Source organism: Dietzia cinnamea NBRC 102147 (genome assembly GCF_001571065.1).
GTDB lineage: Bacteria > Actinomycetota > Actinomycetes > Mycobacteriales > Mycobacteriaceae > Dietzia > Dietzia cinnamea.
Window position 1 is genome coordinate 17,976 of record NZ_BCSW01000010.1, and the last position, 12,941, is coordinate 30,916.

Consider the following 12,941-nt stretch of genomic DNA (forward strand, 5'->3'; position numbering starts at 1 on the left):
CCTCAGGACTTGGCACGGGCGACTGATCCCTTCTGCAACCGACCGCGATGACGTCGTCCCTCCAGAACGACCATGGATCCGATCACATATATGTGTAAGTGTCGCTACGCGATGCCCACTGTAGCCGGTGTTGTCAAGATCACACCGTGTTCCACCTAACCCGGAAAGCGCACCCATGTGCCCCTCACGCCCTCGTGGGTCACGCACCCTCTCCGGGCATCGGGTTCGGCGTCCCGACGTGCGGAAATCGCGGGGCGCGGCGGCAGTTCCGCCGGGTTAGGCGGCTCCGGTGGAGCCGGCGGCTGGAGCGTGCACGACCGGGCAGGCGACCACCCGGTCGCGCGGCTGGATGGGGCAGGCCCCCAGGTCGGCGGGACGGTAACCCTCCGGGTATCCCGGGTACGTCCGGTTCTCGGTCCGACGGGACCCGAGCTCGCGGCGGCGGACCGGCAGCCACCGCACAGCCTTCGACCGCATCCGCAGCGCCGCGTAGGCGGCCTCGCGGAACGCCGGAGGAGGCCACGGGAAGCCGAAGGCGCGGGTCATGTCGTCGTCGATCAGCGCCTGCACGACCTTGCGGACCACCGGCCGGGCCGGCTCCGGGTACCAGGAACACATGAGATCGAGCGTGTACGTCCCGATGAGCTCGTTGGTCCGGGCGTAGCGCATGGTGCGCGCCTCGTAGTCGTCCCGCCAGCGCCGGAACTCCCCGATGTCCTGCGGGATCCCCTTGATCTTCATCCGCTCCCCGACTGCGCGGTAGAAGTGGAACGCCGCGAGCCGTTCGTTCGGATGCAGACGCCGCCAGCCGTTCGCATCGATCCACTCGAGCGGTTCGTAGATGAACGTCGACAACACATAGAGCATGTCGTCATTGGTGATCTCGTACATCGCGTGTTGGCGGTTGATCACCCGCAGCGCCTCCTTGCCGCGGGGCGAGTCGTACCCGTGCTCGACCAGCTCCACCATGAGCAGCGCGGTGTCGTCGTACCGCTTCTGCGGGTGATCGCGGAAGTTGCCCGCCTGCTCCAGGACCGCCGACACCGAAGGGATGCAGTAGGTCCGGTACAGCGCCAGCTCGAGCGCCCGCTGATAGTCCCACGGGAACTCGTACGCGGAGGTGATGCGGTGGATCTCCGCCGCGTCCGCCACCGGATCGAGAGTCGCGATGAGATCACGCCAGTACCAGCGCCCGGGCCTGAACGGGACCCCTGCCGTGAGCGGGTGGTCGACGGCGGAGTCGGCGACGAGGTCGGCCGGGATCGGTCCGAACACCCCGGGCACGGCGGACCGCTCGGTGGCCGCGGCCCTCGTCGTCGTCGTCATCTCCTCGGTTCTCTCGGAGGTGGCGGTCATCTCACCTCACATCCTTCCCTGGACGTTCGCGAGCATCCACTTGACGATCTTGATGTCACGCGGCTTGCGGGTCATGGTCATGAGGTTCAGCGGGGCCGCGAACTTCTGCGCGGTGATGGCCTTGGGGCGGGCGAACTCGCGCAACCCGTCGGCGCCGTGGATACGGCCGAAGCCCGAGTCACCCGAACCGCCGAACGGCAACGCCGGGATACCGGCGAACGCGAGGAACGAGTTGACCGACACCATGCCCACGTCCAACTTCTCCGCGAGGGCCAGCCCCCGCTTCTTGTTGCCGGTGAAGATCGAACCGCCGAGGCCGTAGCTGCTGGCGTTCGCCTTCTCGATCGCCTCCTCCAGGTCCGCGACAGGGTTGATCACGACGGTGGGGCCGAAGGTCTCCTCGGTGATCGCGGACGAGTTCTCGGGGACGTCGACCAGGACGACCGGCTCGATGATCTTCTCGCCGACGGAGTCCTCGCCGCCGAGTACGGCCCTGCCCCCCTTCGCGAGTGCGTCCTTGACGTGCCTGCGGACGATGTCGACCTGTGCCGGCAGCGTCATGGGCCCGTAGCTGGAGGAGATGGAGTTGCCCGGGGTGAGCGCGCGGACCTTGGCCGTGAACTTCTGGACGAACGCGTCGTGGACGTCCGAGTGGACGTAGATCCGCTCCACGCCCGCGCAGGTCTGGCCCGCGTTGCCCATGGCGCCGAAGACCGCCTGGTCGGCGGCCGCGTCGAGATCCGCGTCCGAGTCGACGAGCAGGGCGTCCTTGCCACCGCCCTCGATGACGACCGGCGTGAGCGTCTCCGCGCAGGCGGCCATGACCTTGCGGCCCGTCGCGGCGGAGCCGGTGAACGCGAGCTTGTCCACGCCCGCCCGGCACAACGCCGCACCCGTCGAGCCGTCACCGGTGATCGTCTGGATGAGCGGCTGGGAGGCGCCCAGGGAATCCCACACCTCCGCCAGCCACACGCCAACACCCGGCGTGAGCTCGCTGGGCTTGAACACCACCGCGTTGCCCGCGGCCATGGCGTAGGACAGCGTGCCCATCGGGGTGAACGCGGGGTAGTTCCACGGGCCGATCGCGCCGACCACGCCGTAGGGCTGATATTCCACGTAGGCGGCCTGGTTGCTCATGAGCAGCCCGGCCGAGACGGAGCGCCGTCGCAGGACCTTGTCCGCGTTCTTGGCCGCCCACTCCAGATGGCTGACGGTGAGCATGACCTCGAGGGTCGCGTCCTCGTCCGGCTTCCCGGTCTCGGCGGAGATCAGGGACGCCAACTCCTCGGCCCTGGACGAGATCGCCCGCTTGTACTCCAGCAGCCACTCACGGCGACCCCGCGGACCCTGGTTCGCCCACCAGCGGGCCGCGGCACGCGCACGCTCCACGGCGAGGGCGACCTCCTCGGGACCGGCGACGGGGTACTCCGCGAGGACGGTGCCGTCGCGGGGGTCCAGGCTCGCGAACGTGGGGCCGGTCTTGCTGGGCTCGGTTGTCGTCATCTGAGGTCCTCTCGCTTCCGATCACATATATTTGATGTAGCGTGCCGTGATACGGGCCACAGTAGTCCAGTGTGCACCCAACCGACACCCCGTGACAGATACCGGGGCAGCCACACAGAAAAACGAGGCGAGAAGTGTTCGACATCCTCACCGAAGAGCAGCGTGACTTCGCCAAGTCGATCGATGACTTCTGCGCGCGCGAGGTCGGCGGCGTCGAGAAGCGACGCGAGCTCACCACCGAGGGCGGCACCCACTCGCCGCACATCTACTCCAAGATGGCCGAGCTCGGATGGTTGGGGCTGACCGTCCCCGAGGAGTACGGCGGCTCCGACGTCGGTGCCGTCGAACTGTGCCTCCTGCTCGAGCACTCCCTGCGCGGCCTCGCCCCGATCGGCGGCATCGGCCCCACCCTCATCACGGCCGCCGCGTACCAGAAGTTCGGGACCGAGGAGCAGCGCAGGCGCGCCCTCGAGCTGGTCGTGAACGGCGGGACCCTGTCCATCTCGATGTCCGAGCCCGGCGCCGGGTCCGACGTCGCCGCCCTGCGCTGCAAGGCCGAGCGCGACGGCGACGACTGGGTGATCAACGGGCAGAAGACCTGGTGTTCCAACGCCCACTTCGCCGACCGCATCCTGCTCGTCGCCCGCACCGACTCGTCGGGCAAGAAGCACGAGGGCATCACGATGTTCGACGTGCCCGCGGACATCGAGGGCCTGCAGATCACCGGGATCGAGACCATGGGCGGCAAGGAGGTCAACGACCTCTACTTCACCGACGTCCGCCTGCCCGCCGACTCCGTGATCGGAGAGGTCGGCGGCGGCTGGGCGCAGCTCATGACCGGGCTCAACACCGAGCGCCTCATCCTCGCCGCCATGCAGCTCGGCGTGGCCCAGCGGGCGTTCGACGACTGCCTGACCTTCATCAAGGAGCGCGAGCAGTTCGGCCGCCCCGTCGGCTCCTTCCAGGTGCTCCGCCACCGTATGGCCGACCTCGCCACCGAGATCGAGGCCACGCGCCTGCTCGTCTACGCGGTCGCCAGGAAGGTCGACGAGGCCGACCCCACGGCCCTGTTCCCGCGTGAGGCCTCCATGGCCAAGCTCAAGGCGTCCGAGCTGAGCAAGCGGGTCACGCTCGAGTGCATGCAGTCCATGGGCGGGTACGGGTACGCCACCGAGTACGGGATGGAACGTCTGGTCCGCCAGGCGGTGGTCTCCACCATCTACGGCGGCACCAACGAGGTCCAGCGGGACATCATCGGCAAGACGCTCGGCCTGTGAGCACCGCCGGTACAGCCGGGGCGGCCGGGACCGCAGGGACCGCGGGTGTCGCCGCGCGACGACATCGCGGGCAGCCGCTGGAAGGGCATCGGCCTGGACACCGGGCACCCCATGTTCGGCATGCTCGGGCAGATGCGCTGGTGGGGCAAGGACTTCACCGAGGCCCGCAAGGTGGACCCGATCCTCGTCACCGACGACTCCGGTGAGGTCGTGCCGGACACCTCGGCGACCGGCGGGGGCGGGGCGTCCCTGTGGGAGGTCTCCTTCCGCGGCCGCCCGACCGCCTCCATGGTGTACGACCGCCTGCCGGTGATCGACCACTTCGCCGTCGTCGGACCCGACACCCTCCTCGCGGTGATGAACGGGCGCCGCACCGTGCACGAGGGCGAGCACTTCTGGTTCGTCCTGGAGCGCGAGCGCTGAGACGCACGGGCCGGGTGCGCGGGGCGGCGCCACGCCCCACAATGGGGCGCATGACCCCGAACCCCACGCGCCCGGTCCGCATCGCCGTCCAGCTCCAGCCGCAGCACTCGCCGGACTACGGACTGATCCGGGACGCCGTCCGACGCTCCGAAGACGCGGGCGTGGACGTGGTCTTCAACTGGGACCACTTCTTCCCGCTCTACGGTGATCCCGACGGCGCCCACTTCGAGTGTTGGACGATGCTGGCCGCGTGGGCCGAGCAGACCGAACGCGTCGAGATCGGCGCCCTGGTCACCTGCAACACCTATCGCAACCCCGACCTGCTCGCCGACATGGCCCGGACCGTCGACCACATCTCCGGCGGCCGCCTCATCCTGGGCCTGGGCAGCGGATGGTTCGAGCGGGACTATGCCGAGTACGGCTACGAGTTCGGCACCAAGGGCTCGCGGCTCGACGACCTCGGGCACTCCCTCGAGCGGATCGAGCAGCGCTTCGCCACGCTCACCCCCGCCCCGACGAGGGACATCCCCGTGCTGCTCGGTGGCGGCGGTGAGAAGAAGACCCTGCGACACGTGGCCCGCCACGCCGACATCTGGCACTCGTTCGTGGACGTGGAGACCTACCGCCACAAGTCGGAGGTGCTCGCCGGGCACTGCGCGGACGTGGGGCGCGATCCGGGCGAGATCGAGCGGTCGACGGAGATCGGCGGGGCCAGCTCACCCGACGAGGCGAAGCGGCTCGCCGAGGACCTGCACGCCGAGGGCGTCACCCTCTTCACGGTCGGGCTCAACGGCCCCGACTACCCGCTGGACCTGGTCGAGTCGCTGGTGGCCTGGCGCGACGGCCGCTGACTCGGCGCTGACCCTGCCCGTCGGCGCCGAGCCTGCCCGTTGGCGCTGGAAATCCGCTACTTGGATTCCGAATCCGCTATCCCGATCGGCGTAGCGAATCCGCATTCCGAGTAGCGGATTTCGGGTTGGGAGGGAACCGGGCGGGCCGGGCGGGCTGGGGCGGGCGCGTGTCGGCGCAGACCGCGGCGGGTCAGCCCCGCTTGACCGCCCGGTCGACCCGGCGCCACGTCCGGTAGGTGTACCACGACGCCACCAGCATGAGCACCAGCACGAGCGAGGCGAAGATCGACGGTCGCCCGGTGAGGATCAAGCCCACCGCGTTGACCAACGCCAGCACGGTGAAGAACCCGACGAACCCGCCGATGACCTCCAGCCGCTGCCGGGCGCCCAGGGCGTCACCGCCGCTCCGAGCCACCGCCGATCAGCTCTTCAGGCCGCCGGCGGTGAGGCCGGAGATGATCCGTCGCTGGAAGATCAGCACCATGATCACCAGCGGCACGGTGACGAGCGCGCCGGCGGCCATGATCGCCGCGTGCGGCGGCAGGTACGGGTTGACCCCGGAGAACCGGGCGATCGCCACCGTCACGGGCTCGGTCGCGGTCGTGGACAGCTGCTGCGAGAGCACGAACTCGTTCCACGTGATGATGAACGCCAGGATCGCGGTGGTGAACAGGGCCGGCGCGGCGAGCGGAAGGATGATCTTGATGAACGCCTGGCCGCGGGTCGCACCATCGACGCGGGCAGCCTCCTCCAGCTCCCACGGCAGGTCGTTGAAGAACGACGTGAGCGTGTAGATGGTCAGCGGGAGCGCGAACGAGATGTTGGGGATGATGAGCGCCTGGTAGGTGCCGATCCAGCCGATGTCCGTGAACAGCTGGAACAGCGGCGTGACCAGGGCGACGCCGGGGAACATCGACGCGGCGAGGATGAGGCCGGTGACGAAGAATTTGCCGCGGAAGTCGACCCGGGCGAGCGCGTAGGCGGTGAACACGCCGAACGTCAGGGCGAGCGCGGTGGTGACGGAGCTGATGATCACCGAGTTGATGATCGCGCCCAGGAAGTTGTTGCCGCCGTCCGTGGACAGTGCCTCACGGAAGTTGTCCAGCGTGACGTTCGACGGCAGCGGGCTGGCGGAGAACACGAACCTGTTGTCGCGGAACGCCGTGACGAGCATCCAGTAGAACGGCGCGAGCCCCCAGATGAGGATGAGCAGGGCGCCGACGTAGGTGCCCGCGGTGCGGCCGAGGGGCTTGCGCGGGGGCTTGAGGTCCCGGTCGTCGGGACGTCGGTGGGGGCCGGAGGTCGACGACGACGAGGTGGTCGTCGGCGTGGCCGGCGAGGTGCTGTGGTCAGGCACTCGGTGGCTCACCGGATCTCCTCCTTCTTGCCTGTGCGATCTTCCACGACGTTCGCGCCGAGGAACTTCACCATGATGTACGCGACGGCGAAGACCAGCAGGAACACGAGTGTCGAGATCGCGGAGGCGCTGTTGAAGTTGCCCATCCTCATCTCGTTGACCACGAGCATGGACACGGTCGCGGTGGGCGAGTTGGAGTTCGCCGAGACCAGGATGACGGGCAGGTCGTACATGCGCAGCGCGTCGAGCGTGCGGAACAGGATCGCGACCATGAGCGCGGGCCGGACCAGCGGCAGGGTGATGCGGACGAACTGCTGCCACCGGGAGGCGCCGTCGACGCGGGCCGCTTCATAGACGTCACCGGGGATCATCTGCAGTCCGGCCAGGATGAGCAGGGCCATGAACGGCGCGGTCTTCCACACGTCGGCGACGATGATGGCCACACGGGCGTAGAAGGGGTCGGTGGTCCAGGCGATGTTCGTGCCGAGGATCGTGTTGGCGATGCCGTTGGGATCGAAGATGAACGCCCACAGCTTGGCGGTGACGGCGGTGGGGATCGCCCAGGGGACGAGCACCGCGGCCCGCAGGAGGGAGCGGCCCCAGATGCTCTTGCCCATGATGACGGCCATCGCGAAGCCGAGCACGGTCTCGAGCGAGACCGTGGTGACCGTGAAGAACAGGGTGTTGCCCATGGCGGGCCAGAAGTCGGTGGCCGAGACGCCGTCGGGGCAGGTGACGGTGCCGCCGCCGGGGGCCGGGCACGCCTGCGTGAGCCAGTAGAGGTAGTGCTGGAAGCCGGCGAACCCGCCGGAGGTGAACATCCCGGTGGCGGGGTCGAGCCCGCGGTCGGCCATGAAGGACAGGTACACCGCGCGGACGATCGGGTAGCCGATCACCACCGCGAGGATGATCAGGGCGGGGCCCACCATCCACACCGGTCGCCAGTCGAATCTCTTCGCCACCAGCGGAGCCTGGGACTTCTCGCTCGTCGTCATCTCGCCGCTTCCTCGCCGGGTGCGCCACACCCTGTCAGGGAGACCGCTGGGCCCCGGGCTCGCACCCGGGGCCCATCGGCCGTTGTTCAGAGAGGGCCCGTCACTGAGCCTGTTCGATCGCGGCGCTCATGTCGGTGAGCGCCTGCTCGACGGTCTTCTCGCCCTTCAGGGCCGCGAAGGTGTTGTCCTGGATGGCCTTCGACAGAGCCGGGTAGAACGGCGAGACCGGGCGCGGCTCGGCGTTGTCCAGGGCGGCCTTGAGGGCCTCCATGTACGGGAACTGCTCCTGCAGCGCGGCGTCGTCGTAGATCGAGGACAGCACCGGCGGGAAGGACTCCTGCGCGAAGCCCATCTGGACGTCCTCGGAGATGAGGAACTCGAGGAACGCCTTGGCCGTGGCCTTGTTCTCGGAGTAGACGTTGATGCCGTTGTTGTAGCCGCCGAGCACGGACTTGCCCGGACCGTCCGGGCCGAGGATCGGCGCGACGTCGAACTTGTCCACGACCTCCGAGGTCGGGTCGGTCTGGCCCGAGTCGTACATGTACGGCCAGTTGTAGGCGTACATGGTGCGGCCGCCCAGGAAGGCCTGCGCGGTCTGCTCCTCCGTGAAGCTGTCGGACTTCATGGCGACGACGTCGTTCTTGTACGCGTCGACCAGGGCCGTGAGGCCGGCGCGGGTCTCCTCGCTGTCCAGCTCGGGGGTCTGGCCGTCGTCGCCGACGATCCTGCCGCCCCAGCTGTGGATGAACTGCGTGGCCGCGACGGTCAGGCCCTCGTACTGCTTGAGCTGCAGGTTGACGCAGTCGATGGCGGCCTCGACGGCAGCGCCGCAGGACTCGACGAGCTCGCCCCAGTTGGCGGGGGCCTCCGGCTGCAGGTCGGTGCGGTAGTAGAGCAGCTGCGCGTTGGTGTTCTGCGGCACCGCGTAGAGGGTGTCGTTGTAGGTCGCCGAGTCGACGGCGGCCTCGATCAGCCCGCTGGTGTCGACCTCGGTCTCACCCTCGATCGGCTGGAGCCAGCCGTTGGCCGCGAAGTACGCGGTGTCGGTGACGTCGAGCGCGAACACGTCGTACTCGCCGCTCTCCGTCTGCAGCGACTGCACGAGGGTGTCGCGCTGACCGTCCTGCTCGGCGGGGAGCTCGTGGAGGGTGACCTCCTGGTCGGGGTTCTCCGCGTTCCACTGTTCGATGACGGGGCGCAGCTTGTCCGTGTCGTTGCTGCCCATCGCGAAGGTGATGGGGCCGACGCCGGAGGTGCCGGAGCTCGCCTGTTCGCTGTCCTCCCCGCCCCCGGAGGAACAACCCGCGGCGACCACCGCGACGATGGAGGCGGCCGTCGCCGCCTTGAGGAACCTGCCGTGAACGGCCATGCGCTCTCTCCTACTGTCGTGTCTCGACTCCCGTCGGCGCGCGCCGAGGGGCAGCTGATCGACGTCGACTGTGACGCGGATCTCACTGAGGACCTGCTGAGCGTAACCCACACGACGGCGGCGGCGCGGGACCACGGCGATCATCGGCCGCGTCGCTCGCTCCCGCCGTCACGTGGGGTTCACGCAGGCGAGGTCACAGCGTTAACTGTAACAACAACAGATGTTGCGCCGCTTGACGGTTCAGCGGAGGCGGTCGCCGGTCTCCACGTCGAAGAAGCGCACCTCGCCGTCGAGCGCCTCGAGGTACACGGTGTCGCCCTTGCGCGCGTGCTCGCCGGACCCGGCGCGGTACACCACGGGGTGGCCGTCGGCGGTCGAGCAGTGCAGGTAGCTGTCCGCGCCGAGCTCCTCCACCAGCACGACCGTCACCTGCAACCCGTGACCGTCCTCGGCGATCCGCAGGTGCTCGGGCCGCACGCCCACCGTGACCCGCGGACCCGACCCGGCCGGCACCGGCTCGCGGAAGCCCTCGAGGTCCACCGCCCCGTCGGCCACGGGCGCCTCGAAGAGGTTCATCGACGGCGAGCCGATGAACCCGGCGACGAACGCGTTGACCGGGTTGTTGTACAGCTCCCGCGGGGTGTCGACCTGCTGGAGCACCCCGTCCTTGAGCACCGCGACGCGGTCGCCCATCGTCATGGCCTCGACCTGGTCGTGGGTCACGTAGATCATCGTGGTGCGCAGGTCCCGCTGCAGCTTGGCGATCTGCGCACGCGTCGCTACGCGGAGCTTGGCGTCGAGGTTGGACAGCGGCTCGTCCATGAGGAAGACCTGCGGGTTGCGCACGATCGCCCGGCCCATCGCCACACGCTGCCGCTGACCACCGGAGAGTTCCTTGGGCTTGCGGTCCAGGTACGGCACCAGGTCGAGCATCTCCGCGGCGGTCTGGACCCGCTCGGCGATCTCCTGCTTGCTCGCCTTGGCCAGCTTGAGCGCGAAGCCCATGTTCTCGCGGACCGTGTAGTGCGGGTACAGCGCGTAGTTCTGGAACACCATCGCGATGTCCCGGTCCTTGGGTTCCGTGCCGGTGACGTCCTTGTCGCCGATGAGGATGCGGCCGGCGGCCACGTCCTCGAGACCGGCGAGCGCGCGCAGGGTGGTCGACTTGCCGCAGCCGGAGGGCCCGACCAGGACGAGGAACTCGCCGTCGGCGATCTCCAGGTCCAGCCGGTCCACGCTGCGCCGCGCGGCCCCGGGATAGACGATGGACACGTTCTCGAAGGTCACCGAGGCCATGAGCGGGTCTTTCCCTTCACCGGCAGGAACGTGCCGGACGATCCGAGATAGAGGGTGGACACGACGACTGTAGCGGCCCGCGCCGGAGTTCACCGGCACTGCGCCCACAGTTCATCCGGACGTTCACCGGGCGCGTCCGTCCGGTGGTTCTGCGCACCTAGCGTCACAGCGTCCGTTGAGCCGTAGATGTCTTCAGGGAGACTCGAATGTCCGTCCGCCGCCTGCTTCCGATCGCCACTCCGGGGATCTCCAACCGCCAGCACGTGACCTGTGTGTACAAGTGTGGAGACCAGTGCGCCGCCCCGGTGCCGAACACCTCCGACAACGCCTACTTCGGCGACATCGCCACCGAGATCAGCCGCCGCGGGGCGCTCAAGGCCGCGGGCGTCGTGGCGCTGGCGGTGGGAGCCGCGCAGGCCCTGCCCGCGACCGCCGCCGCGCAGGGTTCCGCGGCCACCGGCTCGCTCGGGGCCACCGGCTCGACCGGCGGCGCCGCGATCGACACCGGATTCACCCCGGTCGCGCCCAACAAGGCCGACGCTGTGACCGTCCCCGAGGGCTACTCCAGTGACGTCGTGATCCGCTGGGGCGACCCCGTGCTGCCCGGCGCCCCGGAGTTCGACTTCGAGAACCAGACCGCGGCCGCCCAGGCCATGCAGTACGGCTACAACTGCGACCTCGCCGTGATGTTCCCGATGGACGACCGCGACGGCCGCTACCTGCTCACCGTCAACCACGAGTACACCACCGAGCCCACGATGTTCCGTGGCTACGACTCCGCGAACCCCACCCGCGAGCAGGTCGAGATCGCATGGGCCGCACACGGGCTGACCGTCGTCGAGCTGGCCACCCGCTCCTCCGACGGCGGCCTCGACCCCGTCATGGGCTCCTACAACCGTCGCATCACCGCCACCACCCCGTTCGAGCTGCGCGGTCCCGCCGTCGGCCCGCTCACCCGGACCACCGCCGACCCGACCGGCACGCGCGTCCTGGGCACGCTGAACAACTGCGCGGGCGGGCACACCCCGTGGGGCACCGTGCTCTCCGGCGAGGAGAACTTCAACCAGTACTTCGGCACCTCCGGTTCGGTCACCGACACCGAGCGCCGCGCGCAGCTGAGCCGCTACGGCATCAGCGTCTCCCCCTCCGGCCGGCTGTGGGAGCGGTTCGACGACCGCTTCGACCTGGCGAAGGAGCCCAACGAGGTCAACCGCTTCGGCTACGTCGTCGAGGTCGATCCCTGGGATCCCGACTCGACGCCGGTCAAGCACTCGGCCATGGGCCGCTTCAAGCACGAGGGCGCGAGCATCCACGTGACCGCCAACGGGACCGTCGTGGCCTACTCCGGTGACGACGAGCGCTTCGACTACCTCTACAAGTTCGTGTCCAGCCGCCGCATCGTCCCCGGTAACACCCGGGCCGCGCGGGCCCAGAACATGCGGATCCTCGACGAGGGCACCCTCTACGTGGCCACCTTCTCCGGCAACTCGCCCGCGTCCGAGATCGACGGCTCGGGCACGCTTCCGTCCGACGGCGCGTTCGACGGTTCCGGCACCTGGATCCCGCTCATGACCGTCAACGCCGACGGCAAGGCCGTCTCTCACGTCGAGGGCATGACGCCCGAGCAGGTCGCCGTGCACACGCGTATGGCGGGCGACCGCGTCGGCGCCACCAAGATGGACCGGCCCGAGGACGTGGAGCCCAGCCCGACCACCGGCAAGGTGTACATGGCGCTGACCAACAACTCCCAGCGCGGCGGCACCGGCCGGGCCGCGGCCGACGAGGCCAACCCCCGGCACAACAACAAGCACGGTCAGGTCGTCGAGATCACCGACGACCACGAAGGCACCACCTTCGGCTGGAACCTGCTGCTCGTGTGTGGTGATCCCGCCGAGGCCGATTCCTACTTCGGCGGCTTCGACAAGTCCAAGGTCAGCCCGATCTCGTGCCCGGACAACGTCGCGTTCGACCCCGCCGGCGGACTGTGGGTGTCGACGGACGGCAACGCGCTCGGCTTCAACGACGGCCTCTACTCGGTGGCCACCGAGGGGTCGAACCGCGGCGAGACCAAGCTGTTCCTCACCGTCCCGATCGGGGCGGAGACCTGCGGTCCGCTGGTGTTCAAGGATCGCGCGATCGTCAACGTCCAGCACCCGGGCGAGATGGACGGCGCGTCGATCGAGAACCCGGCCTCGCACTGGCCCGATGGCGGCGACTCCCAGCCGCGCCCGTCGACGGTCGTGGCCTGGCGCGACGGCTTCTCCGGCGGCACGGGCTCGCTCGGCTCGGGTTCCCTGGGCGGGGGTTCCCTGGGCTCGGGGTCGCTGCCGACGGGCTCGCTCGGCCGCTGACCCCACTCGGCCGCTGACCCCGCCGCGCCCCGGAGCGTAGGCCTCTGACCCTGCGCACCGGGGCGTAGGCCGCCGTCGAGAAGACCGTTTCGCACATTTCCACTCGGACAATGCGGGGCAAACGCTCTTCTCGACGGGCCGGCGGACAGGCGGGCAGGCGGGC

At 69.1% G+C, this 12,941-nt stretch carries 11 protein-coding genes; 4 read left to right on the forward strand and 7 right to left on the reverse strand.

All coding sequences use genetic code 11. From position 1 onward, the window contains the following. Window positions 1–276: 276 nt before the first annotated feature. Together DCI01S_RS05740 and DCI01S_RS05745 are read right to left on the reverse strand one after the other, a co-directional pair. Window positions 277–1,356, reverse strand: coding sequence for an oxygenase MpaB family protein (locus DCI01S_RS05740; protein WP_007627192.1), 1,080 nt, complete (start codon window positions 1,354–1,356; stop codon window positions 277–279). Between the two features lie 6 nt (window positions 1,357–1,362). Beyond that, window positions 1,363–2,859, reverse strand: coding sequence for an aldehyde dehydrogenase family protein (locus DCI01S_RS05745; protein WP_007627191.1), 1,497 nt, complete (start codon window positions 2,857–2,859; stop codon window positions 1,363–1,365). A gap of 134 nt (window positions 2,860–2,993) precedes the next feature. On the opposite strand from DCI01S_RS05745, the gene DCI01S_RS05750 reads away from it, so the two are divergent. From DCI01S_RS05750 to DCI01S_RS05760, 3 genes are read left to right on the forward strand one after another with little or no spacing between them, the layout of a single operon-like run. Continuing rightward, the gene (locus tag DCI01S_RS05750) at window positions 2,994–4,136 is read left to right on the forward strand and encodes an acyl-CoA dehydrogenase family protein (protein ID WP_007627190.1); all 1,143 of its coding nucleotides are present in this window, start codon (window positions 2,994–2,996) and stop codon (window positions 4,134–4,136) included. Window positions 4,137–4,181: 45 nt separating this feature from the next. After that, window positions 4,182–4,559, forward strand: a complete 378-nt coding sequence (locus tag DCI01S_RS05755) for a DUF4334 domain-containing protein (RefSeq protein WP_007627189.1) — start codon at window positions 4,182–4,184, stop codon at window positions 4,557–4,559. A gap of 50 nt (window positions 4,560–4,609) precedes the next feature. Next, window positions 4,610–5,410, forward strand: coding sequence for an LLM class F420-dependent oxidoreductase (locus DCI01S_RS05760; protein WP_061228349.1), 801 nt, complete (start codon window positions 4,610–4,612; stop codon window positions 5,408–5,410). 190 nt (window positions 5,411–5,600) lie between these two features. On the opposite strand, the gene DCI01S_RS05765 is transcribed toward DCI01S_RS05760, so the two are convergent. The 5 genes from DCI01S_RS05765 to DCI01S_RS05785 form a co-directional block, all read right to left on the reverse strand. Next, the gene (locus tag DCI01S_RS05765; protein WP_007627187.1) at window positions 5,601–5,825 is read right to left on the reverse strand and encodes a hypothetical protein; all 225 of its coding nucleotides are present in this window, start codon (window positions 5,823–5,825) and stop codon (window positions 5,601–5,603) included. A 6-nt stretch (window positions 5,826–5,831) separates the two neighbouring features. Further along, the gene (locus DCI01S_RS05770; protein WP_106385294.1) at window positions 5,832–6,767 is read right to left on the reverse strand and encodes a carbohydrate ABC transporter permease; all 936 of its coding nucleotides are present in this window, start codon (window positions 6,765–6,767) and stop codon (window positions 5,832–5,834) included. Window positions 6,768–6,775: 8 nt separating this feature from the next. Beyond that, window positions 6,776–7,762 (reverse strand): carbohydrate ABC transporter permease, encoded by a 987-nt coding sequence (locus tag DCI01S_RS05775; RefSeq protein WP_061228351.1) that lies wholly within the window; start codon window positions 7,760–7,762, stop codon window positions 6,776–6,778. Between the two features lie 100 nt (window positions 7,763–7,862). Further along, window positions 7,863–9,131, reverse strand: a complete 1,269-nt coding sequence (locus DCI01S_RS05780; protein WP_007627184.1) for an ABC transporter substrate-binding protein — start codon at window positions 9,129–9,131, stop codon at window positions 7,863–7,865. A gap of 240 nt (window positions 9,132–9,371) precedes the next feature. Next, complete coding sequence (locus DCI01S_RS05785; RefSeq protein ID WP_061228352.1) at window positions 9,372–10,427, reverse strand: ABC transporter ATP-binding protein; 1,056 nt, start codon at window positions 10,425–10,427, stop codon at window positions 9,372–9,374. 206 nt (window positions 10,428–10,633) lie between these two features. Here DCI01S_RS05785 and DCI01S_RS05790 point away from each other — a divergent pair, with 206 nt between their 5' ends. Beyond that, window positions 10,634–12,778, forward strand: coding sequence for a PhoX family protein (locus DCI01S_RS05790; RefSeq protein WP_061228353.1), 2,145 nt, complete (start codon window positions 10,634–10,636; stop codon window positions 12,776–12,778). Window positions 12,779–12,941: the final 163 nt, after the last annotated feature.